Raw genomic sequence first — 23,638 nt, forward strand, 5'->3', positions numbered from 1 at the left:
AGTAATTTTCTGGCTGTTGGAGTTGTATGCCACCACCTGCTTTACGCCCTTACCAAACGGACGCGGTGAAACGTGTTGTTACGCATTTCCGTGCGTCCAGCGAACCCGCGGTGGTGGTATTACCTACGGGAAGCGGGAAGTCGTTGGTGATTGCCGAACTGGCCCGCTTGGCGAGAGGTCGCGTACTGGTATTGGCGCATGTACGCGAGCTGGTGGAGCAGAATCACGCCAAGTATCAGGCCTATGGGCTTAAAGCCGATATCTTCAGCGCGGGTTTAAAGCGCAAGGAAGCGTCGCGCCAGGTCGTGTTTGGCTCGGTGCAGTCGGTAGTGCGTAATCTGGAGGCGTTCAATGACGAAGGCTTCACTCTGCTGGTCATTGATGAGTGCCACCGGGTGTCGCTTGATAAAGACGCAAGCTACCGCCAAGTGATTGATCACCTGCGGGCACAGAACACGAATTTGAAAGTGTTAGGGCTGACCGCGACGCCTTACCGGCTAGGCCAAGGCTTTATCTACCATCGCCATTACCACGGCATGGTGCGTGGCAGCGACGCGAGCTTTTTTCGTGACTGCGTGTTCGAACAGCCGCTGCGCTTGATGGTCAAGCAGGGCTATCTTGCCGAACCTAAACGCCTGGATATGGCGATTGAAGGGTATGATTTTTCCATGCTGGCGCCTGCAGAAAACGGCCATTACCGTGAAGCGGAGCTGAATCGCGTCGTGGCAGGCAACCGCGCCACCCCCATGATTATCAGCCAGATTATTGAGCGCGCCACTGAGCGGCATGGGGTGATGATATTTGCGGCAACTGTCGCCCACGCTGAAGAGATCATGGGGTATTTGCCTGCCGGCCAGGCAGCACTGATTACCGGAGCGACCCCGTCGGTGGAGCGTACTAAGCTGATCGATGCCTTTAAGGCGCGTGAGCTTAAATACCTGGTGAATGTCTCGGTACTGACGACCGGCTTTGATGCGCCGCATGTAGATTTGATAGCGATGCTTCGGCCTACGGAGTCAGTCAGCCTTTATCAGCAGATTGCGGGCCGGGGGCTTCGACTCTCGCCAGGTAAGCAGGATTGCCTTATTTTGGATTACGCGGGCAATCCCTGGGACCTTTACGCACCGGAAGTGGGCGAGCCAAAACCGCCGGGCGACAACGAGCCGGTGCAGGTTGAATGCCCGGCCTGTGGCCACGCTAATCTGTTTTGGGGCAAGCTCGATGGCGAACTGGTCATTGAGCATTTTGGACGCCGCTGCCAAGGGCTGCTTGAAGATGATAAAGGCAAGCGCCACCAGTGTGATTTTCGCTTTCGCTTCAAGGTGTGCGATAGCTGTGGCGCTGAGAATGATATTGCGGCGCGTCGCTGCCACGGCTGCGAACAGCTGTTGGTGGATGCTGATGACAAGCTTAAAGATGCACTCAAATTAAAAGATGCCCGAGTATTGCGGGTAAGTGGCATGCAATTGGACGCAACCCTTAATGGCCGTGGCCTGCCGCGTCTGAAAGTGACCTATTACGATGAGGATGGCACAACACTCTCTGAGTGGTTTGCTTTGGAAACCCCCGCCCAGCGCCGCGCCTTTTATGCCGCCTTTTTACGTCGGCATGTGCGCGCTCCGGGTACGCCCTGGCAACCCCTCAAGCCAGAGGACGTTATTAGCGAGCAGCGCCGCTTGCGCTATCCGGATTTTGTGGTCGGGCGCAAGGTGGGCCGACATTTCCAGATTCGCGACAAGCTCTTCGACTACGAAGGACGCTATCGTAAAGCTGCCGAAGCAGGCTAACGCACCGTGCGCCAGGCGCAACGTCAGGTGCTGACTTTGTTACACTGCTTTCTAGGGTCTGTCTGAAAAGTCGACGAGCGAAGACAAGACAAGGCAAAAATTGGCGAAAAAACGGAGTTTACATGTGTAAATGAGTATTTTGAGCCAATTTTTAACGCCGTATTGTCGAGCGCAGACACTTTTCAGACAGAGCCTAATGCCCACTGACCAAGAGATACCGACTGAGTGAGCGACACACAAAACGCCACCGCTGATCCTGAACGCATGGCTATGTTGGCACAAGAGCCAATCGTCGAGGTGCTTGGGCGGCTGTTCGATGAGCCCATTACTCAACTGCCGGAGGATTTGTATATTCCTCCCGAGGCGCTGCGCGTTTTTTTGGAAACCTTTGAAGGACCGCTGGATCTCTTGCTTTACCTTATTCGTCGGCAAAATTTAGACATCTTGACGATCAACGTGGCCGCGATTACCCACCAGTACATTGAGTACGTAGAGCTGATGCAGGCGATGGAGATCGAGCTTGCCGGTGAGTACTTGCTGATGGCCGCGATGTTGGCGGAAATTAAATCGCGCTCGCTACTGCCTCGGCCGCCCAAAGCGGAGGGCGAAGATGAAGAGGACCCTCGGGCAGAGCTGATTCGTCGCCTGCAAGAGTATGAGCGTTTAAAAGCCGCTGCTGAAACGCTGGATACATTGCCTCGCGTAGGGCGTGATTGGTTTAGCGTACAGGCTGGTTTACCCCCGCTTGAGTCGCGGGTGATTCACCCGGATGTAGAACTGGACGAACTGCTGAGTGCTCTTTCCGATATCCTTAAACGTGCCGAATTAACGCAGTCCCATCAGATTAGCCGTGAGGTACTGTCTACCCGTGAGCGTATGCTCAAGATCATGGAGCAGCTCAGCGAAGACAGCGCACACCAACGCTACACACCTTTTGAAGCCCTGTTTACCATGGAAGAGGGGCGGGCAGGCGTGGTCGTCACCTTTATGGCTATTTTGGAGCTAGCGAAAGAGGCAATGATCGAAATTGTCCAGAACGCACCACTTTCTCCTATCCATGTACGGGCGCGCAGCGGCGCGATAGTGGATGAAGAAGCCGCTTTTGAAACGCTTGCTGTTGAGGAAGCAGACGGCGCCTTTGAGCCTGCCTTTGAGCCTGATGAGGAGGCACCATGAAGGACACCACCTTAGACAACATTATAGAAGCCGCGCTGCTCGCCGCAGGCGAACCGTTGGATGTCGAGCGGCTCGAAACGTTATTTATCGACGATGAGTGCCCGCCGAGACGAGAGTTGCGTGACGCATTAGCGCGCCTTGCTCTGCGCCATAAAGAGGGCGCGTTAGAGTTAGTGGAAACCGCATCAGGTTTTCAGCTGCGTATTCAGCCACGCCTTGCGCATTGGGTGTCACGCCTCTGGGACGAACGCCCCCAGCGCTATTCGCGTGCGCTGCTTGAAACGCTGTCGTTGATTGCCTATCGGCAGCCTGTTACCCGTGGTGATATCGAAGAAGTACGCGGGGTCAGCGTGAGCAGTTCGATCATGCGCACCTTAATGGAGCGTGGATGGGTTCGTGTTGTTGGCCACCGCGATGTGCCCGGGCGGCCAGCCGTCTACGCCACTACACGAAGCTTTCTGGACGATTTTGGCCTGAAAACACTGGATGCACTTCCCCCCATGCATGAATTGGTTAATTGGGAGGAGAGAGAAGAGGCTGAGTTACCGGCTTCACAAGAGGCTCTCCTCGAAGAGGGGAGTGAGGAAGCGAAGCCCAAAGAAACACTGGACGAAGCGCCAGAAAGCGTGCAGGATGCGCCACCCAAGACGGCTGAGAGAGCCGACGACCACGCCGAGACGGCGTTAACCCAGCCGCTAAGTTTTGCTGATTTAGAAGCTCGACTTGCGGCACGTGCGCAGCGCTCACATGATGACAGCGCACGCACGCAGACCAATGATATGAGGTCAGACGATCATGACTCAGAGTAACAACACCCCTCCCGTTAGTGAAAAACTCCAGAAAGTGCTTGCCCGAGCGGGGCTGGGTTCGCGGCGCGAAATGGAAACCGCTATTTCTGATGGCCGAGTAAAGGTCAACAGCCAGGTCGCCAAGTTGGGTGACCGCGTTGAAATTCGCGATAAAGTAAGTTTCGATGACCGCCCCGTTACGCTGCGACCCGAGAATGAAGCGCCGCGTCGCGTCATCATGTACAACAAGCCAGAAGGCGAGCTGTGCACCCGTAAAGACCCGGAAGGCCGTCGCACCGTATTTGAGCGTTTGCCACGGCTAAAAGGCGAGCGCTGGATTGCCATTGGCCGACTGGATATCAATACCAGCGGTCTGCTGCTTTTCACGACCGATGGCGAGCTTGCCAACCGGTTAATGCACCCCTCAACCCAGGTTGAGCGTGAATACGCCGTGCGCGTAATGGGCGAAGTAAAGCGCGAACACATCGTAGCGATGGTGGATGGCGTTATGCTGGAAGATGGCCCCGCGCGCTTTACCGATGTGCAAGAGTTTGGTGGTGAAGGTATCAATACCTGGTTCCACGTCGTCATTCTTGAGGGACGTAACCGCGAAGTGCGCCGCCTGTGGGAATCCCAGGAGCTTACGGTTAGCCGCCTGAAGCGTGTGCGTTACGGCAACATCTTTATTGATAAGCGTGCTAAAGCGGGAGAGTGGGTCGAGCTTTCGCAAGACGAAGTCGATGATCTCGCCACGATCGCTAACCTTGAAGCACGTAAGGTGCCTGAGCTGACGCCTGACGAGAAGAACCGTTGGAGCCGCGACAAAAATAAGCGTCGTCCGGTACAGACAATGCGCAAGCCTAAACGCCGCTAATTTTATAACTACCCAAACCAGGGGTGGAAAATTGGTTCGCACTGGCCAGCCATCAATCGCTTGATGGCTGGCTTTTAAGTATCTGGGTACCTTAAAACGATCGTTGTTGTACCAGGCATGATCGTGGCGGCAGAGACTCGCATGGGCCATGAAACCCGCTTTAATTACACTGCGGGATCAAAGGCTAATCCTGTGGGTGCAGTGCGGGGGAAAGTTAAAAACTTCTTGCCATGGCTGAGCATGGTCTGTACTATATGCATCCGTTCGAAGGGGTCGTTAGCTCAGTTGGTAGAGCAGTTGACTTTTAATCAATTGGTCGTAGGTTCGAATCCTACACGACCCACCATCGAACAGCGTAATTAGACATACCGCTATGTCAGCACGGTAAGCAAAAATTTGGGTCGTTAGCTCAGTTGGTAGAGCAGTTGACTTTTAATCAATTGGTCGTAGGTTCGAATCCTACACGACCCACCAAATTCAACGCCCTTGGTAGCTTGCTGCCAGGGGCGTTTTGCTGTGTGCCTGATGTGCACAGCCGCGCAATATACCACTTGCAGAAGACAACAATTTGCCACCACAATGGCTTCATGCAATGTGATTAAGAAAAGTTCATTAGAGAAAGCTGTTAAGAGAAAACAGTTTAGAGAAATAGTTAGTAGCGCAGTAGGTCACCGCGAGAGACGCAGCGGCCTGTTGCAATCGCGAGCGGCATGTGTGGATGACACAGGTCGCGACTAGTGTTTAACAGGGGGATTCCCTGTTCGTCACAGTGGTAGACACGATGACTATTATGACTTCTCAAGCTGAGCTTGATGCTCCGCTCCCTAGCCCGTATTGCCCTACTCGTATTCCCGCAGAAGACCAGGCGCGTGTCGAAGAGATAAAGCAACTGCTGCACACGCACAATGCGGTCTTGGTCGCGCACTACTACACCGATGACGCTATCCAACAGTTAGCGGAAGAAACCGGTGGCTGCGTGGCAGACTCCCTTGAAATGGCGCGCTTTGGTGCCCGGCATGATGCTACTACGTTGATTGTGGCAGGTGTGCGTTTTATGGGAGAAACAGCCAAAATCCTTTCGCCTGAAAAACGCGTATTGATGCCCACGCTGGAGGCAACCTGTTCGCTGGATATTGGCTGCCCGGTAGATGAGTTCAGCGCCTTTTGCGATGCGAACCCCGACCGAACCGTGGTGGTGTATGCCAATACATCAGCAGCTGTAAAAGCGCGTGCTGACTGGGTGGTGACGTCATCCATTGCAGTTGACGTCATTGAGCATTTGCAGGCAAAAGGTGAAAAAATCCTTTGGGCGCCGGATAAGCATCTGGGGGGGTATATTCAGAAAAAAACCGGTGCTGATATGCTGATGTGGGACGGCGCCTGTATTGTGCATGAAGAGTTCAAGGCGAAAGGTATTGAAGACTTAAAACGCCTTTATCCTGATGCGGCGGTGCTGGTGCATCCTGAATCGCCGGACTCGGTGGTCAATATGGCGGATGTGGCGGGGTCGACGTCCCAGTTAATCAAGGCCGCTCAAACCTTGCCCAATAACCAGCTTATTGTGGCAACAGATCGCGGCATTTTCTTTAAGATGCAGCAAGCGGTGCCGGACAAGACATTGTTTGAAGCGCCGACAGCCGGTAATGGCGCTACTTGCCGAAGCTGCGCACATTGCCCGTGGATGGCCATGAATGCATTGGATAATCTGGCGGATGCGCTGCGCTACGGCAGTGGGGAAATTCATGTTGATGAGTCGCTACGCCAGAAAGCGCTAAAGCCGCTTGAGCGTATGCTGAATTTCAACGTTAAATAGGACAGCTTCACGCTGTGATCAGCCAATCAGGCTCCTGGCCCTTCGCAGGCCAGGAGCTTTATACGTGCGTGCTATTAATTTCAAAGCGTTAAGTCGTTAAAAGTCATCCAGCGCTTTACGGTATTCAATAAAGGCTTCTCGGCGCTGTTCAATACGTGCAAGCGCTTGCTGGTCGTTCTCTTGCTCGGCCGCGTTGCGAGCCAGTGAGAGTTGCTGAATGCCTCGGTCGACTCGCCCTGTCAGCTGTAAATGCTCGGCGCGCGCCAAATGCCCCCAGCCGTTGTGCCCGCTTCGCCCTGCGGCCTCTGCCAGCAGGTTAAAGCCTGGAGGGTATTCAGGGTTTTGCGCTGTTATGTTACGCAGGAGCTGATAAGCGGCTTCTGGGTCTCGCTGCAGTTGTGCCTCTGCCAAAATCAGTTGGGCGGGCAGATAAGACGGCATCAGCCTCAAAAGGCGCTGGCTGCGGGTAATGGCTTCATCGTAGCGTTGGGCATCCAGCGCGACGCTTGCCGCAGACGCAGGCAGCATGCCGTAATCCGGTAGCTCAGTGGCCAGTTGATCGAGCATTTGTAAGGCTTGATCCGTTTGACCATTACGCGCAGTAATTAACGCATCTAGATAGCGTCGCGCCGGCTCTTCTGCGTCATCCTGGGCAAGGCGGGAAGAGGCTTGTTGCGGGGAGTTTTGGTAAATGCTCAATAGGGCGCGAGCGCGCATCATGTCGTAAAGCGTATTGCTGGTATATGTGTTGGCCACGCTGAGCTGCGAGGCACGCCCTTGTGCATCGCTTAAGCGGCTATCTGAAACAGGGTGGGTCAATAGAAACTCAGGAGGGTTGCCGCCTTGTAGTCGCGCCAAGCGTTGCATGGCAGAAAACATGCGGACCATGGCATGAGGGTCGTAGCCAGCATCGGCCATCGCCTGTAAGCCGATACGGTCAGCCTCTTGCTCAAAACGTCTTGAGTAACTGAGCTGGTCCTGGATCAGGGCAGCCTGTGAGCCCATGGCGGCGGCAAGACCCGCTTCGCCACCTCCGCTGGCCGCTACCAGCATGCCCGCCAGCATGGCGGCCATGGCAGGAAGCTGCGTCTGTTCTGCTCGCGCGCTGCCTCGGGCGTAGTGGCGCTGTGATAAGTGGCCAAGCTCATGAGCAATCACCGAGACGAAAGCACCTTCATCCTCAGCAAAGGCAAAAAGCCCGGAATTGATCCCTACCACGCCACCGGGAACGGCAAAGGCATTCAGTGATCGGTTATCGACCATCACCATCGTCGTTTGCAGGTCTCCCAATTGGCTGTATGGCACCAGGCGCGCCACAAGGCTTTCTAGGTAATCGCTTACGATAGGGTCTTGCCATTGAGGCGCCTGGGCCCGGAACTGACGTAGCCATGCTCGGCCCAAACGGAACTCTTCACTGCTGGCTGATGACGAGGCACCGCCAAGCGTGGGCAGATGATAGTCATTAAGTGCGTAGCTTGGCGGGCTTGAGACGCTAATGCTGCAAGCAACAATTAGCGCGCAGAGCCCGCGGGGATAAGCAGTCCGTAAGTGCGGCATGGCATCCTCATTGATAAGGGTAAAGCGCAGCGATTACCGCTGTGACATTGATTGATGCTGTGAAGTGCCGTTAAATCAAGTGAACAGTGATCATCGCAACATAAACCGTTTATGCAACAATGGCGAGATCATGCAGGCATTTTTAGGGAGCAGGTATGTCTGAATTATTCGTACGTTTTCATCCAGACGTGGTGCTTGATGCGTGTGGGCTGCCGTGTCCGATGCCGTTACTCAAGACGAAACAGGCGCTAGCCGGTTTGGCGGCTGGGCAGTTGCTTGAAGTGCGTGCCACTGATGCAGGCTCATGGCGCGATATCGCGTCGTTTACTGATCAAGGCAACCATGAGATGGAGGCGCGAGAGCAGCATGAAGGTACGTACTTTTTTTGGATACGTAAGGCGGGAGAGGCACACTAATGACCATGCGTACTATTCTTAAAAGCTGGATTGAACGCTATTTCTCTGATGAAGAAGCGCTCGTCTTATTGCTGGTATTGGTGGCTGGCTTTACGGCCATTATCTGGTTTGGCCACATGCTGGCGCCGTTCTTTACCGCGCTGGTTCTGGCTTTTCTGCTGCAAGGGGTGGTGAGCGCTTTAACGAGAAGAGGGATACCGCATCTTTTAGCCGTTATTCTTATTTTTCTAGCCTTTATCAGTGTCCTGTTAACCCTTGCGTTCATTTTAATGCCGCTGATTTGGAATCAATTGGTAGGGTTTGTACATGAAACGCCGCGAATGTTTGCCAGCGGCCAGGGGTGGTTGGATGAGATGCAGGCGCGCTACCCTAACTTGATTACGCCTGATCAAATGCAAAGCTGGATCGGTGTAGCAAGCCGTGAAATTAGCCAGCTAGGCCAGCGTGCGCTGACGCTCTCATTGGCCTCTTTGGGTAATGTCATGTCGCTGATTATTTACCTCGTCCTTGTGCCCATTCTGGTCTTCTTTATGCTGAAGGACCGCGAGGCACTGGTTGGATTCGCGGTTTCGCTGTTGCCACAAAAGCGTGCGCTGTTAACGCGCATCTGGCAGGAAATGGATCATCAGATTGCGAACTATATTCGAGGCAAGTTCATCGAAATCATCATTGTGGGTACGGTAGCGTTTTGCACCTTTACCTTTTTTGGCTTGCCGTATACAGCGCTGCTGGCCGTTCTGGTGGGCTTTTCGGTGCTGGTGCCTTTTATCGGCGCTGCGGTGGCTACACTGCCGGTCATGGCGGTAGCAGGTTTTCATTTTGGATTAAGCGATCAGTTTATTTACGTGCTGGTTGCCTATGGCGTGATTCAGGCGCTGGATGGAAACGTTCTGTCGCCAGTGCTGTTTTCTGAAACCAATAATATTCACCCAGTTTCCATTATTGTCGCGGTGCTTTTCTTTGGCGGTATTTGGGGCTTCTGGGGCGTGTTTTTCGCCATTCCGTTGGCCACGCTCCTAAAAGCGTTGGTCTACGCTTGGCCGCGGGGTGTTCGTGAGCAGAATACGGAAGAGGGTATTATCCAGGCGGAGTCATAAGACCGCATGGCCACTGCCCAAGGGTTAACAATACCCTTGGCTTAACACGCTGAGTCTTTTGAAAAGTTAACGCCCGCTCGGTGACGACACCGGACGGGCGTTTTTGTTAACGACTCGCGTTTAGTGCTTCAGCGGCAGCAAGCACTTCCTCTACGTGGCCTGGCACTTTAACGCCACGCCATTCGTTGGCAAGGTTGCCTGTTGCATCAATTAAGAAAGTACTGCGCTCAATGCCCAGATGCTCCTTGCCGTACATTTTTTTCAGTTTGATAACATCAAATATCGTACAGACGGTTTCATCCTTGTCGGAAATGAGCGGGAAGTTAAAATCCTGCTTGGCTTTAAAATTTTCCTGGGCACGCAAACCATCCCGAGACACTCCTAAAATAACCGTATTCGCGTTATCGAACGCTTTTTTATGGTCGCGGAAATCGCCGCCTTCGGTGGTGCAACCGGGTGTGCTGGCCTTGGGGTAAAAATAGATAACGACCTGTTTTCCACGTAGTTCCGACAGCGTAATTGTCGTATCGCCCGTCGCACTTGCAGAGAAATCGGGGACAGGTTGGCCTACTTCGATATGCATACAGACTCCTAATCGTTGACGACTTATAAGGGTGATTACACGCAACCTGAGGCGGCATGTCAAAGGCAGGATAGGTGTGCATCACAAACTCACAGCGGTTTGCGCTGTACAGGCTCGAATCGCCTGAGTACCATTTACCCTCTGTAGGCCCAAACGGGCAGTCGCCATGATGCGCAAAAGAGCGGTTCGGCGCCTTGTCTGGATGTCCACGTTGGGCTTGGTCTCATAATTTTGCAGGTGAGGAATAAACGGATGATCACAGGCAGCATCGTCGCCCTGGCGACGCCGATGAAAGTCAATGGCGACATCGACTGGGAGGCGCTTCGTCGTCTGGTGAATTTCCACCTTGATAACGGAACAGACGGCATCGTTGCCGCAGGCACCACTGGCGAGCCCACGACCATGACGTTTGCAGAGCACTTTGATGTGATCCGTAGTGTGGTGGAGGAGGTCAATGGGCGCATTCCGGTGATCGCCGGTACGGGCGCCAATGCGACGTCTGAAGCCGTTGAGCTTGCTCGGTACGCCAGTGAAGTAGGGGCTGATTACTGTTTGTCCGTTTGCCCCTATTATAATAAGCCGACACAGGAAGGCTTGTACCAGCACTTTAAGGCGGTGGCAGAAGGCAGCAAACTACCGGTTATCATGTATAACGTGCCGGGGCGTACCTGCTCTGACCTGTACAATGAAACGGTTGTACGCTTGGCAGGCGTTGATAACATCATCGGTTTGAAAGATGCCACTGGAAACCTTGAACGCGCAGAAGATCTAATTTCGCGCTTAAAGGGCAGTGACTTTATGCTGTATTCCGGTGATGACGCGACGGCCTGCGAGTTTATGCTGATGGGTGGACATGGGGATATTTCGGTGACAGCGAACGTTGCCCCTAAGGCAATGCATGAGCTATGTGCGGCCGCTGTCGCTGGCGATGCAGATAAAGCGCATCAAATTAATACCCGTTTAATGCCGCTGCATACTAATCTGGGCATCGAATCCAATCCTATACCGGTAAAATGGGCGCTTAACCGGATGGGGTATATGGATGCAGGTATTCGTTTGCCATTGACATGGTTATCCGAGAAGTACCACGCCACTGTTAGTGAAGCGCTGCAACTGGCGGACGTGATTGAGGAGTAATGCTCTTTCATTACACCCAGCGCGATACCCTTTGTTACCGGGAGCACAGTGATGTGCTGTCGGTTAACTGATTTGTTGACTGTTAAGGTGGCTTGATGAGCTTTGTGCTTGAAAAACGTGCGCTTAAATGGATACCGCTGGCACTCGTAACGGCTGTCGCTCTGGCAGGTTGCGCGCGCGATGGTTATTACCACGACCGTAACCTGGATTACACGGAAGCCGCTCCGGCGCCCCCTCTGGTGCTGCCAGAGACCCGCAATGCTCAGCGCTATCAGGATGCACTGCCCGTTCCTCAAGCAGCCATGCAGGGTGCCCGCATCGAAGAAGCTGCGGAAATACGCGCTCCTCAGTCGCTGTCGATTGGCAGTGGTCTAGAGCCCGAATACGTGGAGCGCCGGGAGGCAGGTAGCCAAAGTTGGCTAGTGGTGGCAGCCGATACGGGCGCCGTCTGGCCGCAGCTGGAATCCTTTGCGCGTAGCCGTCAACTAGGTGTGGAGCAAAGCGATGCGTCGCAGGGCGTTATCGTAACGTCGCAGGCCGATTTACGTCTGCAAAGTGCCATGCGTTCTGGCAGCAGCGAAGTGCGCTGTGAACGTGGTGGCCAGACCATGACGAGCTGCCTCGACGCGTTGGAAGAGTTCCTGGGGGCGCGTAGTGCGTCACAGAGCGTGGCTTCCTCCTGGAATGCCCAGCGCTTGAATACCCAGCAAACGCTACAGCTCCGTCAGCAGGGTGATGAGTGGGAGGCTGTCATTCCCCAGCCGCTTGATCGTGTTTGGGCTGAACTCAATCACTATCTCGCGTTGGATTTCACCCTGCAAGGTCAGCGTAATCTGCTAGCTACCAACCCGGAGCGTCATGAATTCCTGGTGGAATACATGACCGAGACTGAACGCGGTCGCAACCCGCTGCAAATTGTATTTAGTGCCGATGTGCGCAAGATGCCCCAGGAAATACGTATTGTTCTGCAGCCCGATGGCAATCAGACCATTTTACGCGCGGTGAATGCCAGTGAGCGTGAGTTTAATGCCGATGACCAGCGTGAGCTGTTAGAACGTGTTGCTGGCTATTTACGTTAATCTGTTTATTTGATCCCTTTCGGAGCTGTCATGGAAAAGCGCCAAGAACTTTATGCCGGTAAGGCAAAATCTGTATATCACACCGATGATCCGGATCTGCTGGTGCTGCAGTTTCGTGATGACACCAGCGCTTTTGATGGTAAGAAGAAAGAAGCGCTGGCCCGTAAAGGGATGGTCAATAACATCTTCAACGCGTTTATTATGGAGCGTTTGCAAGAGGCCGGTATCCCTACGCATTTTGAAAAACAACTCTCTGATACCGAGAGCCTTGTTAAAAAAATGCAGATGATTCCGGTCGAGTGCGTGGTACGCAACATCGCTGCGGGTGGGCTGGTAAAACGCTTGGGCGTTGAAGAAGGTGTTGCACTTACGCCGCCTACCTTTGAGCTGTTCTTGAAGAACGACGAAAAAGGCGACCCGATGATCAACGAGTCGTTGGCAGAAACCTTTGGTTGGGCAACGCCCGAGCAGCTGGGCAAGATGAAAACGCTGACCTTCAAGGTTAACCATGTATTAAAGCAACTGTTTGCCGAAGGCGACATGCTGCTGGTGGACTACAAGCTTGAGTTTGGCGTTTTCAAGGGGGAAGTGGTATTGGGCGATGAGTTTTCACCGGATGGCTGTCGTTTGTGGGATGCCAATACCCGAGAGAAGCTGGATAAAGACCGCTTCCGCCAAGGCCTGGGCGGCGTGATCGAAGCCTACGAAGAAGTAGGCCGACGCTTGGGAATCACCTTTCCTGCCTGATCGCCCGCACTAGCCAGTCATGATGTCGATAGCCACCACCTCTAACGTGGTGGCTTCGTCGTTGTGTAGGGCTCGAAACTTCACATCGACATCGCGCAGCCTAACGCCATAGACACGCCCAGACTCCTCGCTTTGCTTGTAAGCGGGGCGTGGGTCTTGTCCAAGCACTTGTTCGATCAATGCATGCAAGCTTGCGCTATCAACGCGGCGTGCCAACGTATCCAGTGCATCGTGGCTGAGTGTGACTGGCAGCAACGCGGGGGCTTGCGGCGCAAAACCGGCGACAGCTTCAGGGCGTGCTTCGGCCCAGGGCAGGTAGGGCTTGATATCGACCACCGGGGTGCCGCTCACTAAATCGCAGCCTTCGAGTCTTAAACGAACCCCTTGGTGTGTGTCGATACCGGCAAGCGTTACCAGCGAGAGGCCCAGCCGATTAGGTCGATGGGTACTGCGGCTGGCAAATACGCCTACCTTGCGGTTGCCCCCAAGCCGTGGTGGGCGTACTAATGGCGTCCAACGCTCTGGGCTTTGATGAAAAATAAATGACACCCAAAGATGGCTAAAATCCTCCAACCCACGCACCGTTAATGGGTCGTTATAGGGTGCCGTTAGCACGAGACTGGCGTTGGCCGCCTGCGCCAGGCCCGGTTGGCGGGGTATGCCAAACTTGTCCGGGTAGTCGCTGACAACGTAACCGATAGGCGTCAGCGTAAAGGACGCATTGTCAGGGGCATTGTGCATGCTACTGCCTTATGCTGAGATAGGCGGCCAAGTATAAGGCAGCCTGACGTTATACGCCGAATGTTTGCTTGATCCCCATTTCGATAACTGCTTAGAGGTGATGCATGCCAACGACCGAGGAGCTTTCTGCGCCAAAAGCCCCGGCGGCCAGGGTGACCTACCGCGCCGCTCTAGCGCGCGACGCCGCCGACCAGGCAGAAGTGTTTTACCATGCGGTCATGCAAGGCGCAGCCAGCCACTATGAGCTGAGCCAGCGGCGCGCCTGGGCCAATGCGTTGCCCCGAGAAGCCAGCGCCTGGGCGGTTCGCCACGCGCTTTACACCACACTGGTGGCGGTGTGCGACGGCCGCTGTGTCGGCTTCCTTGAGCTTGATGCTAAGGAAGGGCGTATCGAAACGCTGTATGTGTGGCCTTCGCTGACCGGGCGTGGCATTGGCACCACACTGTTGATTCATGCTGAGCGTATGCTGTTGGAGCAGGGAGTTGATCGCATAGAGATTGAAGCGAGCCTGATGCTTTATGACCGCCTGCTGCGCCGAGGCTGGGAAAACCTGGGCGAGCAGTGGGTTGAACGAAGCGGTGAGTCACTTCAGCGCTATCGGATGGAAAAGCGCTTGAGCGCGATTGAAACCTGAGCCTGAGACTAACTCTGAAGTTGAGCCTGGCTATACGCTATAGCTGCGGGTAATTCGCATGGAAAGATCAATTGATTGGATATCTTTGGTCAGCGCGCCGCTGGAAATACAGTCGATCCCCGTATCGGCAATCGCTTTGAGTGTAGCCGCATCGACATTGCCTGAGGCCTCAAGCGTGGCGCGCCCGCCGTTCAGTTCGACTGCTACGTACAAATCTTCAAGTGCGAAATTATCCAGCATGATGATGTCAGCTCCGGCCGCCAATGCCTGGTCAAGCTCTTCAAAGGTCTCCACTTCCACCTCTACCAGCACATCCCTGGCAAGTGCCCTTGCCTGACTCACCGCGGCCTTGATGCCGCCGCATGCCGAAATGTGGTTCTCCTTGATTAAGAATGCATCCCAAAGACCTATTCGATGATTGTGGCCTCCGCCGCACGTAACGGCGTATTTCTGCGCCAAACGCAGGCCGGGAAGCGTTTTGCGGGTATCGAGCAGGCGAACGCCGGTACCCTCAATCAAGTTGACGTAGCGGCGCGTTGTGGTTGCCGTGGCAGACAGCGTTTGTAACATGTTGAGCGCCGCGCGCTCCCCGGTTAACAAACTACGTGCCGGGCCTTCCAGTTCCAAAAAGCCTTGGCCTTCATCCAGCAAGTCACCGTCAGCGGCTAGCCAGCGAAGCGTGACGCGCTCATCCAACTGCTGAAAAATTTCATCGACCCACGCAGCTCCACACAGCACTGCAGACTCGCGGGTAATCACCGTCGCCGTTGCCCACTGGTCCTCGGGAATTAGCTGGGCGGTAATATCGCCTGAACCTATATCTTCGTTAATCAGGCGAGTCACGCAGGTGCTGATCTCTTCAGCTAGCGCATTTTGGTTATTCATGGCGGTGAGCTCTCTGGGCATGATCAAATGAGACCGGCATTATAGTAAAAGAGAGCCGCTAATGAGAGCAGTGAAAAGAGCGCGACGTAAAGGAGACTTTGTGGGTGATTAATGACCAGACACACGACGGCTGGTGGGGCAGGGCGCGCAGGGTTGACTCGCCCAATTATGATGCGCGACCTACTGACGAAGTATCTTTATTGGTACTGCATGCGATCAGCTTACCTCCTGGGCAATTTAGTGGTGATGCGATAGAGGCGCTGTTCACTAATCAACTGGCAATGGAGCAGCACCCTTTTTTTGCCGCGATTGCCCATTTGCGCGTTTCAGCGCACCTGCTTATCCGGCGTGATGGTGAGTGCGTGCAGTTCGTGAATACGGGTCAGCGCGCTTGGCACGCTGGGCGTTCACGCTGGTGGGATGGCCACGCCATGCAGTGGCGGCAGACGTTGAATGACTTTTCACTGGGCATTGAGTTGGAAGGTGATGACATAACGCCCTTTACCAAGGCTCAGTACCACGCGCTGGCAGAAGTCACTCAGTGGTTAATGGTTCGTTACCCAGCGCTTGATGCGTCACGAATTACTGGCCATGCTCATATCGCGCCGCTGCGTAAAACGGACCCAGGACCCGCCTTTGATTGGGCCTATTTTTACCAGCGTTTGGCGAAAATTCACCTTGATACGCTTTAAAAAGGACGATTAAGTTGTTCAGCGACAAGAAAATAAAACGGTAGTTTAGCTACACTGCCTACGCATAAATGGTAATAGGTCGCACTGTCGAAACGTCTATGTTGCAGCGCAATAGTTTGTTTTCGATACGCTTTTCCACTGCTCCGGAATTGGCAGCGTGGCGACTTTGCGGTATCTTCCTATATACAAAAGGCTAACTTTTACGACATTTATGTAGCTTTACTACATTCAGATGTCTGTAGCTCATTGAATATAGAGCTAAAAAAACATTAGCGTTACCGCGCAAATGCTTTTCTGCGGTGGCCATCAATCACCGCAGCTGCCCCAAGCCCGTACGGGTTGGCGGGGCTCATGTCATTTATCGTCATTCGGAGAGACCTCTATGAGTCTGGAGACAAGAGAAGATCTCGATCCGGTCGAAACCACGGAGTGGCTGGAATCCTTGGAATCGGTGCTGGATCGTGAGGGCGAAGATCGCGCCCGTTACCTGATGACCCGCCTGGCGGATCGATTGCGCCGGGACGGGATGAAGGTACCCTTCTCGGTGACAACCCCGCACCGCAACACGATCCCGCTTCATCGTGAAGCGCGGATGCCTGGTGATCTATTCATGGAGCGTCGCATTCGCTCCTTGATTCGCTACAACGCGATTGCCCAGGTCATTCGTAATAACCGGGCCAACCCCGGGCTTGGCGGCCACATTGCCAGCTTTATGTCATCGGCAACCCTTTATGATGTGGGCTTTAACCACTTCTTCCGTGCGCCTAAAGATGACTTCGCTGGCGACCTGATCTACATCCAGGGCCACGTAGCGCCGGGCATTTACGCACGCTCCTTCCTGGAAGGCCGTCTGTCTGAAGATCAGATGGATAGATTCCGTCAGGAAGTAGATGGCGATGGTTTGTCGTCGTATCCGCACCCTTGGCTGATGCCGGATTACTGGCAGTTCCCGACCGTCTCCATGGGCCTTGGCCCAATCCAGGCGATCTACCAAGCCCACGTGATGAAGTACCTGCATCATCGCGAAATGAAAGACATGTACGATCGCAAGATCTGGTGTTTCATGGGCGATGGCGAGTGTGATGAGCCGGAATCCTTGGGTGCCATCTCACTGGCAGGCCGTGAGAACCTGGATAACCTGATCTTCGTTATCAACTGTAACTTGCAGCGTCTGGACGGCCCTGTACGCGGTAACTCCCGCGTAATGGACGAGTTTGAAGGCGTTTTCCGCGGTGCTGGTTGGAACGTCATCAAGGTGGTTTGGGGTCGCCACTGGGATCCGCTGTTTGAGAAGGATAACAAAGGTATCCTTCAAAAGCGCATGGATGAAGCGGTCGACGGTGAGTACCAGAACTACAAGGCTAACGGCGGCGCTTATACCCGTGAGCACTTCTTTGGTAAGTATCCTGAAACCGAAGAGATGGTTAAAGATCTTTCCGATGATGATATCTGGAAGCTCAACCGCGGTGGCCACGACCCGTTCAAGGTTTACGCGGCCTATCATGAAGCCGTCAATACCTCTAACGGTAAGCCGACGGTTATCCTAGCGCATACGGTAAAAGGTTACGGTATGGGCAGCGGCGATGGCGAAGCAGCCAACGAAGCGCACCAAGTGAAAAGCATGGAGTACGAAGCACTGCGGACCTTCCGCGACCGCTTCGGTATTCCGCTTTCCGATGAGCAGCTCAAAGAAGTGCCGTACTACAAGCCGGAAGATGATTCGCCCGAGCTTAAGTATATGCACCTGCAACGCGAGCGCTTAAACGGCTACCTGCCCAGCCGAAAAAGCGATTTTGAAGCGTTGGAAATCCCCACGCTTGAAGATAAAACCTTTGCCACGCAAATGGCGGGTTCAAAAGGTCGTGAAGTATCGACCACCATGTCCTTTGTGCGCGTGCTCAATGGCTTGGTTAAAGACAAGAAGCTTGGCAAGCTGGTCGTTCCGATTATCCCTGATGAAGCGCGTACCTTTGGTATGGAAGGTATGTTCCGTCAGCTCGGCATTTATACCGCCGAAGGCCAGAAGTATGAGCCGATGGATAAAGGCCAAATCATGTACTACCGCGAGGACCAGAAAGGTCAGGTTCTCGAAGAAGGTATTACTGAAGCCGGCGCGATGTCAGCGTGGATGGCGGCTGCTACGTCTTATAGCAATAACCACCTTACGCTGCTGCCGTTCTACATCTACTACTCGATGTTTGGCTTCCAGCGTATTGGCGACTTGGCATGGGCCGCAGGCGACCTACAGGCACGTGGCTTTATGGTCGGTGGTACCGCTGGGCGTACGACGCTTAACGGCGAGGGTTTGCAGCACCAGGATGGCCACAGCTTAATCCAAGCGTCGACCATTCCTAACTGCCGTAGCTACGACCCCACGTACGGTCACGAAGTCGCCGTCATCGTTCAGGATGGCTTGAAGCGCATGTTCACTGATAAAGAGAACTGCTTCTACTATCTGACTGTGATGAACGAAAACTATGAGCATCCGGAGCTTGAAAACGTACCGGTCGACGATATCGTCAAAGGCATGTACCTGCTGCGTGAGACGAAGGGCGACAAGGGCCGCGTTCAACTGATGGGGTCTGGCACCATTCTGCGTGAAGTGGAGGCTGCCGCTGAGCTGCTCGAAAAAGACTGGGGTATTGGCGCTGACATCTGGAGCGTGACCAGCTTTAACGAACTGCGTCGTGAAGCGCTGCTGCTTGAGCGTGAATCCTTCCTGAATCCGGACGTTGAGGCCAACAAGCCGCACGTTACGAAATGTCTGGAAGGCCGTGACGGTCCGGTCATTGCTTCGACGGACTATATGAAGCTCTATGCGGATCAGGTCCGTGCATGGGTGCCAGGTGACTATACTGTTCTGGGTACCGATGGCTATGGTCGTTCTGACACGCGTAAGAAGCTGCGTTACTTCTTCGAGGTAGATCGTTACTTCGTTGTTGTAGCGGCCCTGCGTGCACTGGCTGAGCGTGGCGAGATTGAACGTAAGCAGGTTGGCGAAGCCATGAACAAATATGGCATCGACGCTAACAAGCCGAACCCGCTGACCAGCTAAACCGCTGCCCGGCGGGTTAAGTACCCGCCGGCTCGATCCGATTTGAAAGGAGCGCGACCTTGAGTAGCGAAATCATCAAAGTGCCCGACATCGGCGGTAGCGAAGGTGTCGAAATCATCGAGATCGCGGTGTCGGAAGGCGACGTCATTGCAGCGGAAGACACCCTGATCACGCTGGAATCTGATAAAGCCAGCATGGATATCCCGGCCCCGAAGGGCGGTAAAGTCGTTAAAGTGCTGGTTAAAGAAGGCGATACCGTTTCCGAAGGCGACGATATCGTTGAGCTGGAAGCGGAAGGCAGCGACGACACATCGTCTGAAAGCCAGTCTGATGAGAGGGCCAAAGAAGACAGCTCGAAAGAAGACGCAGCACCGGCAAAAGAGCAGGCTCAGGAAGTTTCCAAGCCTGCGCCTAAAAAAGCCGCGGGCGGTAAGCAAACCGTGGATATCAAAGTCCCCGATCTGGGCGGCTCTGACAACGTTGAGATCATCGAAGTCGCCGTGAGTGAAGGCGATAGTATCGATGCTGAAGATACGCTGATCACCCTGGAGTCTGATAAAGCCTCCATGGACGTGCCGAGCCCGCATACCGGTAAAATTGTCGCGTTTACCGTAAAAGAAGGCGACACGGTTTCTGAAGGCGATGTTATCGGCCAGATGGAAATCGAAGGTGAAGGTGGCGACGAGGCTGACGATGAATCGCCTGCTGAAGAAGAGGCGAGCGCATCCGACAGCGAGCCTGAAGATGCCAGCAGCGACGACAGCGAAGACGACGCGGCCAGCGGCGAGCCAGAGCGCAAGGAGATTCGCGTTCCGGATATTTCCGGCTCTACCGACGTACCGATTATTGAAATCGGTGTGGCAGTAGGCGATGAGATCAGCGAAGAAGATCCGTTGATCACGCTGGAATCTGATAAAGCCTCCATGGACGTCCCCAGCCCCTATAAAGGCAAGCTCCTTGAGCTGACCGTTAAAGAGGGTGATACCGTTTCTGAAGGCGATGTCATTGGTTATATGGAAGTAGCGGGCGCGAAGAAAGCCGCTTCCAAGCCAGCGCCGAAGAAGGAGACTGCTCAGAAAACCGCTGAGAAGAGCACTGCCAAGCAGAGTGCATCAGCCGCGGGCGGTACGCCCAGCCCTGAAGCGCAAATGGCCGCGCACAAGCCGCGTGATGGCAAGTTGGTACACGCAGGCCCAGCTGTGCGTATGCTGGCCCGCGAGCTTGGCGTCGACATTGGCCTGGTTAAGCCCAGCGGCCCCAAAGAGCGCGTGCTCAAAGAGGACGTTCAGGCCTATGTGAAGCAGGTCATTGCGAACCAGGGCAAGGCGCAAGCATCGGGCGGAGCAGCTGCCGCCACGGGTGGCGCCGGTATTCCGCCGATTCCGGAAGTCGACTTCAGCCAGTTCGGTGAGGTGGAAGAGAAGCCGATGGGTCGCCTGTTGAAAATGGGCGCGACCAATCTGCATCGTAGCTGGCTCAACGTGCCACACGTGACCCAGTTTGACGAAGCGGATATTACCGAGCTTGAGAACTTCCGTAAGTCGATGAAAGCCGAAGCCGAAGCACAGGGGGCCAAGTTAACCCCGCTGCCCTTCCTGGTGAAAGCGTGTGCCTTTGCACTGCGTAAATTCCCGCAGTTTAACGTCAGCTTAAAAGGCGATGGCGAAACGCTGGTATGGAAGAACTACGTTCATATCGGTATTGCTGTTGATACCCCTGATGGCTTGATGGTGCCGGTACTACGTGATGCCGATAAGAAGTCCTTGATCGAGATTGCCAGGGACATGGCAGAGCTGGGTAAAAAGGCACAAACCAAGAAGCTCAAGCGGGAAGAGATGACCGGTGGCTGCTTCACTATTTCGAGCCTGGGTTCGATTGGTGGCACAGCGTTTACGCCGATCGTGAATGCGCCTGAGGTGGCTATTTTGGGTGTTTCCAAAGCCCAAATGAAGCCGGTTTGGGATGGCAGTGCCTTCCAGCCGCGCTTAATGATGCCGCTGTCGCTTTCCTATGATCACCGAGCAATTAACGGTGCGGATGCTGCGCGTTTCACGGCATTCCTGGCGGATGTGTTGACCGATATTCGCCGCTTGTTGCTGTAATCAGGTTGTCGGCATGATGTGGATTGTCGTGGCGCTGTTTGATGCGGTATCACGGCAATCCACGAAGAAGTATATGAGAAAGTAGCTGCAATAAGGTTTAGTCAACGGCGCCCAGTGATGGGCGCCGTTTGCGTTTAGCACTTCAAACGAGGCAGCTAGTGCGCGAGGCTTGCATCACTTGGCTGTTTTATTTAAAAAATCTTACAAAAATACCCTTCTCAGGCTTTTGGGGAGTTGTGCCGCATGAGTGGCCCGGTTATTGTCGGTTAATTCATTTTATTGCGTTTTACATTCAAGGAGCAGTGGCCATGCGTTTAATCTTGTTGGGTGCCCCCGGCGCGGGGAAAGGGACTCAAGCTCAATATATTTGCGAGCAGTTCAAGATTCCTCAGATTTCCACCGGGGATATGCTACGCGCGGCCATCAAAGACGGCACCGAGCTGGGGCTAAAAGTTAAAGAGATAATGAACAGTGGTGGCCTGGTGTCCGATCAGATCATTATTGACCTGGTGAAAGAACGTATCAGCCAGCCAGACTGCGAGAACGGGTTTCTGTTTGACGGGTTCCCGCGCACCATCCCTCAGGCCGATGCCATGAAAGAGGGTGGCGTGAAGATTGACCACGTGCTTGAAATCGCTGTCCCGGATGAAGAAATTGTCAACCGCCTGGCAGGTCGCCGCGTTCACCCGGCATCCGGGCGTGTTTACCACGTCGATCATAATCCGCCTAAAGAGCCAGGCAAAGACGATGTAACGGGCGAGCAGCTTATTCAGCGTGAAGATGACCAGGAATCAACCGTGCGTAACCGCTTATCGGTTTATCACGATCAAACGGCACCGCTGGTCGATTACTACCAGCAGTGGGCAGACAAGGACGCTGAAGCAGCGCCCCAGTACCACCGTGTTGAAGGCGTAGGCAGCGTTGCCGATATTACGCGCCAGGTAAAAGAAGCCCTTGGCTAATTAAAAGGTGTTCGCTAAGCCGATGGCCCGCCAAGCGCGGGCCATCGTCGTATGGGTGCACTAAAGGTATAATGTTCGAATACTTATCACGAGTGCGGAATTGCTATGTCGTTACACCTTCTTGCGCTAGATGCCTCATCCAGCGCCTGCTCGGTAGCACTGCTACGTCAGAACGGCGCTGACCGCGAATGTCTAGCGCGCTACGAGATGACGCCGCGTGCGCATACTCGGCGGTTAATGCCGATGGTGGACGAGCTGTTAGCTGAAGCGCAGATTACACCGGCGGCGCTCGACGCCATTGCCTTTGGACAAGGGCCGGGCTCATTTACCGGGCTGAGAATCGCTACCGGAACGGCACAAGGCCTGGCCTTTGGTTTGGACCGCCCATTACTCGGTGTCTCAACGCTCAAGGCGTTGGCTCTCCAGGCCCATCGGCGCTTTCACTTTCGCTATATCGTCACTGCTCTGGATGCGCGTATGGGCGAGATCTACGCGGCCACATGGCACTGTTTGAACGATAGCGTGAGTCTGGAGCAAGCTGAAGCCGTGTTGGCCCCGGAAGCGTTTTCGCTACCTGAAGATGAAACTGACTGGGTCGGCGTAGGCTCAGGTTTTACGCTTTGGGAGCGCTTTGCAGCCACGGTGCAAGTGCGCATGAGCCAGCACCTGGTTGATATGGAACCTCGCGCTGAAGAAATGGCCTGGTTGGGTGCCGATGATTTAGCAGCAGGGTTAGGTCAGCCGGCTCACCTGGCTCAGCCGGTGTATTTGCGCAATAACGTTGCCTGGAAAAAGCCGGCATGAGCCTGCCTGAAAAGGCCGTACTCCCAGAAGGACTGGCGCTTACGTATTGCGAGGGGCGTTTAGTACTGGCAGGGGATGAAAAACGCTATGGTAAACCGCTAAGCGTTGATTTTGTGGCGGGTAAAGCAGCCCATCGGCGTCAGTTTGGCGGTGGGCGAGGCCAACTGGTTGCCAAAGCGTGTGGGCTTGCTAAAGGCGTGACGCCAAGCGTTGTCGATGCGACGGCAGGGCTTGGGCGGGATGCCTTTGTACTGGCCGCACTGGGCGCTCATGTGCTGCTGGTTGAGCGTGTCGACGCGATTGCCGCGCTGCTGGAAGACGGTCTGCTGAGAGCCGCTAAAGAGTATGATATCGCTGATATCATCGCTCGCATGACCTTGCGCCATGGCGACGCGGCTCAGTCGCTTGAAGCATTGGTCGTCGATGCCGCGTTTGATCCACAGGTCGTGCACCTGGACCCGATGTTTCCACATCGAGAAAAATCGGCGCTGGTCAAAAAAGAGATGCGTCTGTTTCGCGAGCTGGCGGGCGATGACGATGATGCGCCTCGTTTGTTGGAGGTCGCCCTGGAGGTAGCGACACACCGAGTGGTGGTCAAACGTCCCCGTAAAGCCCCTCCGATTGCTGGCCCCGCGCCTCAGCATGTGCTGGAGGGAAAGACCAGCCGCTATGATCTCTATGTTAAGCAGTCGCTTCATCGTTGAGTCG

21 protein-coding genes and 2 tRNA genes are annotated in these 23,638 nt (G+C 54.4%); 19 read left to right on the forward strand and 4 right to left on the reverse strand.

Going from position 1 to position 23,638, the window contains the following annotated elements; genetic code table 11:
• The first annotated feature begins 26 nt into the window (after window positions 1–26).
• The 7 genes from CZ787_RS02785 (at window position 27) to nadA (ending at window position 6,438) form a co-directional block, all read left to right on the forward strand.
• Window positions 27–1,787, forward strand: coding sequence for a DEAD/DEAH box helicase (locus tag CZ787_RS02785; protein WP_087105946.1), 1,761 nt, complete (start codon window positions 27–29; stop codon window positions 1,785–1,787).
• A gap of 264 nt (window positions 1,788–2,051) precedes the next feature.
• Window positions 2,052–2,963: a segregation and condensation protein A gene (locus CZ787_RS02790; RefSeq protein WP_087106029.1), complete on the forward strand. Its 912-nt coding sequence runs from the start codon at window positions 2,052–2,054 to the stop codon at window positions 2,961–2,963.
• Window positions 2,960–3,772 carry an SMC-Scp complex subunit ScpB gene (gene scpB, locus CZ787_RS02795; RefSeq protein WP_087105948.1) on the forward strand — a complete coding sequence of 271 codons (813 nt, stop codon included), beginning with the start codon at window positions 2,960–2,962 and terminating at the stop codon, window positions 3,770–3,772. The genes CZ787_RS02790 and scpB overlap by 4 nt, the downstream gene beginning before the upstream one ends.
• Window positions 3,759–4,625: a 23S rRNA pseudouridine(2605) synthase RluB gene (gene rluB, locus CZ787_RS02800; RefSeq protein WP_087105950.1), complete on the forward strand. Its 867-nt coding sequence runs from the start codon at window positions 3,759–3,761 to the stop codon at window positions 4,623–4,625. Before scpB ends, rluB begins: the two co-directional genes overlap by 14 nt.
• 270 nt (window positions 4,626–4,895) lie before the next feature.
• Window positions 4,896–4,971, forward strand: a tRNA-Lys gene (locus tag CZ787_RS02805).
• A 52-nt stretch (window positions 4,972–5,023) separates the two neighbouring features.
• Window positions 5,024–5,099, forward strand: a tRNA-Lys gene (locus CZ787_RS02810).
• A gap of 307 nt (window positions 5,100–5,406) precedes the next feature.
• Window positions 5,407–6,438 carry a quinolinate synthase NadA gene (nadA, locus tag CZ787_RS02815; RefSeq protein WP_087105952.1) on the forward strand — a complete coding sequence of 344 codons (1,032 nt, stop codon included), beginning with the start codon at window positions 5,407–5,409 and terminating at the stop codon, window positions 6,436–6,438.
• Window positions 6,439–6,534: 96 nt separating this feature from the next.
• Here nadA and CZ787_RS02820 read toward each other — a convergent pair whose 3' ends face one another.
• Window positions 6,535–7,995: a M48 family metalloprotease gene (locus CZ787_RS02820; protein ID WP_087105955.1), complete on the reverse strand. Its 1,461-nt coding sequence runs from the start codon at window positions 7,993–7,995 to the stop codon at window positions 6,535–6,537.
• Between the two features lie 155 nt (window positions 7,996–8,150).
• Between CZ787_RS02820 and CZ787_RS02825 the strand changes: the two genes are divergently transcribed.
• Both CZ787_RS02825 and CZ787_RS02830 read left to right on the forward strand, forming a co-directional pair.
• A complete protein-coding gene (locus CZ787_RS02825) occupies window positions 8,151–8,411 on the forward strand; it encodes a sulfurtransferase TusA family protein (RefSeq protein WP_087105957.1) in 261 nt (86 codons plus the stop codon).
• Window positions 8,411–9,508, forward strand: a complete 1,098-nt coding sequence (locus CZ787_RS02830) for an AI-2E family transporter (RefSeq protein ID WP_087105959.1) — start codon at window positions 8,411–8,413, stop codon at window positions 9,506–9,508. Before CZ787_RS02825 ends, CZ787_RS02830 begins: the two co-directional genes overlap by 1 nt.
• Before the next feature lie 106 nt (window positions 9,509–9,614).
• Here CZ787_RS02830 and CZ787_RS02835 read toward each other — a convergent pair whose 3' ends face one another.
• Window positions 9,615–10,091 (reverse strand): peroxiredoxin, encoded by a 477-nt coding sequence (locus CZ787_RS02835; RefSeq protein ID WP_087105961.1) that lies wholly within the window; start codon window positions 10,089–10,091, stop codon window positions 9,615–9,617.
• A gap of 252 nt (window positions 10,092–10,343) precedes the next feature.
• Here CZ787_RS02835 and dapA point away from each other — a divergent pair, with 252 nt between their 5' ends.
• From dapA to purC, 3 genes are all read left to right on the forward strand, one after another.
• Entirely contained in the window at window positions 10,344–11,228 is an 885-nt protein-coding gene (gene dapA / locus CZ787_RS02840) for a 4-hydroxy-tetrahydrodipicolinate synthase (protein WP_087105963.1), read from the forward strand.
• Between the two features lie 95 nt (window positions 11,229–11,323).
• Complete coding sequence (gene bamC, locus CZ787_RS02845) at window positions 11,324–12,307, forward strand: outer membrane protein assembly factor BamC (protein ID WP_087105965.1); 984 nt, start codon at window positions 11,324–11,326, stop codon at window positions 12,305–12,307.
• Between the two features lie 30 nt (window positions 12,308–12,337).
• Window positions 12,338–13,054, forward strand: coding sequence for a phosphoribosylaminoimidazolesuccinocarboxamide synthase (gene purC / locus CZ787_RS02850; RefSeq protein ID WP_087105967.1), 717 nt, complete (start codon window positions 12,338–12,340; stop codon window positions 13,052–13,054).
• A 9-nt stretch (window positions 13,055–13,063) separates the two neighbouring features.
• Here purC and tsaA read toward each other — a convergent pair whose 3' ends face one another.
• On the reverse strand, window positions 13,064–13,795 hold the full coding sequence (tsaA, locus tag CZ787_RS02855; RefSeq protein WP_087105969.1) for a tRNA (N6-threonylcarbamoyladenosine(37)-N6)-methyltransferase TrmO: 732 nt from the start codon (window positions 13,793–13,795) through the stop codon (window positions 13,064–13,066).
• Window positions 13,796–13,899: 104 nt separating this feature from the next.
• Between tsaA and CZ787_RS02860 the strand changes: the two genes are divergently transcribed.
• Window positions 13,900–14,430: a GNAT family N-acetyltransferase gene (locus CZ787_RS02860; protein ID WP_087105972.1), complete on the forward strand. Its 531-nt coding sequence runs from the start codon at window positions 13,900–13,902 to the stop codon at window positions 14,428–14,430.
• A 30-nt stretch (window positions 14,431–14,460) separates the two neighbouring features.
• Here CZ787_RS02860 and nadC read toward each other — a convergent pair whose 3' ends face one another.
• Window positions 14,461–15,315: a carboxylating nicotinate-nucleotide diphosphorylase gene (gene nadC / locus CZ787_RS02865; protein ID WP_087105974.1), complete on the reverse strand. Its 855-nt coding sequence runs from the start codon at window positions 15,313–15,315 to the stop codon at window positions 14,461–14,463.
• A gap of 107 nt (window positions 15,316–15,422) precedes the next feature.
• Between nadC and ampD the strand changes: the two genes are divergently transcribed.
• The 6 genes from ampD to CZ787_RS02895 all read left to right on the forward strand — a co-directional run bounded on the left by ampD (window position 15,423) and on the right by CZ787_RS02895 (window position 23,634).
• On the forward strand, window positions 15,423–16,007 hold the full coding sequence (gene ampD, locus CZ787_RS02870; protein WP_087106031.1) for a 1,6-anhydro-N-acetylmuramyl-L-alanine amidase AmpD: 585 nt from the start codon (window positions 15,423–15,425) through the stop codon (window positions 16,005–16,007).
• 382 nt (window positions 16,008–16,389) lie between these two features.
• Window positions 16,390–19,062, forward strand: coding sequence for a pyruvate dehydrogenase (acetyl-transferring), homodimeric type (gene aceE, locus CZ787_RS02875; RefSeq protein WP_087105977.1), 2,673 nt, complete (start codon window positions 16,390–16,392; stop codon window positions 19,060–19,062).
• A gap of 59 nt (window positions 19,063–19,121) precedes the next feature.
• Window positions 19,122–21,164, forward strand: a complete 2,043-nt coding sequence (aceF, locus tag CZ787_RS02880; protein WP_087105979.1) for a pyruvate dehydrogenase complex dihydrolipoyllysine-residue acetyltransferase — start codon at window positions 19,122–19,124, stop codon at window positions 21,162–21,164.
• A 308-nt stretch (window positions 21,165–21,472) separates the two neighbouring features.
• Window positions 21,473–22,126, forward strand: a complete 654-nt coding sequence (gene adk / locus CZ787_RS02885; protein ID WP_087105981.1) for an adenylate kinase — start codon at window positions 21,473–21,475, stop codon at window positions 22,124–22,126.
• A gap of 105 nt (window positions 22,127–22,231) precedes the next feature.
• On the forward strand, window positions 22,232–22,930 hold the full coding sequence (tsaB, locus tag CZ787_RS02890) for a tRNA (adenosine(37)-N6)-threonylcarbamoyltransferase complex dimerization subunit type 1 TsaB (RefSeq protein ID WP_087105982.1): 699 nt from the start codon (window positions 22,232–22,234) through the stop codon (window positions 22,928–22,930).
• A complete protein-coding gene (locus CZ787_RS02895) occupies window positions 22,927–23,634 on the forward strand; it encodes a class I SAM-dependent methyltransferase (protein ID WP_087105984.1) in 708 nt (235 codons plus the stop codon). Before tsaB ends, CZ787_RS02895 begins: the two co-directional genes overlap by 4 nt.
• Window positions 23,635–23,638: the final 4 nt, after the last annotated feature.

The organism is Halomonas citrativorans (assembly GCF_900163645.1).
GTDB lineage: Bacteria > Pseudomonadota > Gammaproteobacteria > Pseudomonadales > Halomonadaceae > Vreelandella > Vreelandella citrativorans.

Bases quoted from the DNA above. Each gene is read 5' to 3' on its own strand.
- CZ787_RS02790 (WP_087106029.1), top strand. From the start codon at position 2,052: ATGGCTATGTTGGCACAAGAGCCAATCGTCGAGGTGCTTGGGCGGCTG.
- CZ787_RS02895 (WP_087105984.1), top strand. From the start codon at position 22,927: ATGAGCCTGCCTGAAAAGGCCGTACTCCCAGAAGGACTGGCGCTTACG.
- rluB (WP_087105950.1), top strand. From the start codon at position 3,759: ATGACTCAGAGTAACAACACCCCTCCCGTTAGTGAAAAACTCCAGAAA.
- nadC (WP_087105974.1), bottom strand. From the start codon at position 15,315: ATGAATAACCAAAATGCGCTAGCTGAAGAGATCAGCACCTGCGTGACT.
- bamC (WP_087105965.1), top strand. From the start codon at position 11,324: ATGAGCTTTGTGCTTGAAAAACGTGCGCTTAAATGGATACCGCTGGCA.
- tsaA (WP_087105969.1), bottom strand. From the start codon at position 13,795: ATGCACAATGCCCCTGACAATGCGTCCTTTACGCTGACGCCTATCGGT.
- tsaB (WP_087105982.1), top strand. From the start codon at position 22,232: ATGTCGTTACACCTTCTTGCGCTAGATGCCTCATCCAGCGCCTGCTCG.
- CZ787_RS02825 (WP_087105957.1), top strand. From the start codon at position 8,151: ATGTCTGAATTATTCGTACGTTTTCATCCAGACGTGGTGCTTGATGCG.
- nadA (WP_087105952.1), top strand. From the start codon at position 5,407: ATGACTATTATGACTTCTCAAGCTGAGCTTGATGCTCCGCTCCCTAGC.
- aceE (WP_087105977.1), top strand. From the start codon at position 16,390: ATGAGTCTGGAGACAAGAGAAGATCTCGATCCGGTCGAAACCACGGAG.
- CZ787_RS02860 (WP_087105972.1), top strand. From the start codon at position 13,900: ATGCCAACGACCGAGGAGCTTTCTGCGCCAAAAGCCCCGGCGGCCAGG.
- purC (WP_087105967.1), top strand. From the start codon at position 12,338: ATGGAAAAGCGCCAAGAACTTTATGCCGGTAAGGCAAAATCTGTATAT.
- CZ787_RS02835 (WP_087105961.1), bottom strand. From the start codon at position 10,091: ATGCATATCGAAGTAGGCCAACCTGTCCCCGATTTCTCTGCAAGTGCG.
- dapA (WP_087105963.1), top strand. From the start codon at position 10,344: ATGATCACAGGCAGCATCGTCGCCCTGGCGACGCCGATGAAAGTCAAT.
- scpB (WP_087105948.1), top strand. From the start codon at position 2,960: ATGAAGGACACCACCTTAGACAACATTATAGAAGCCGCGCTGCTCGCC.
- adk (WP_087105981.1), top strand. From the start codon at position 21,473: ATGCGTTTAATCTTGTTGGGTGCCCCCGGCGCGGGGAAAGGGACTCAA.
- CZ787_RS02820 (WP_087105955.1), bottom strand. From the start codon at position 7,995: ATGCCGCACTTACGGACTGCTTATCCCCGCGGGCTCTGCGCGCTAATT.
- CZ787_RS02785 (WP_087105946.1), top strand. From the start codon at position 27: ATGCCACCACCTGCTTTACGCCCTTACCAAACGGACGCGGTGAAACGT.
- CZ787_RS02830 (WP_087105959.1), top strand. From the start codon at position 8,411: ATGACCATGCGTACTATTCTTAAAAGCTGGATTGAACGCTATTTCTCT.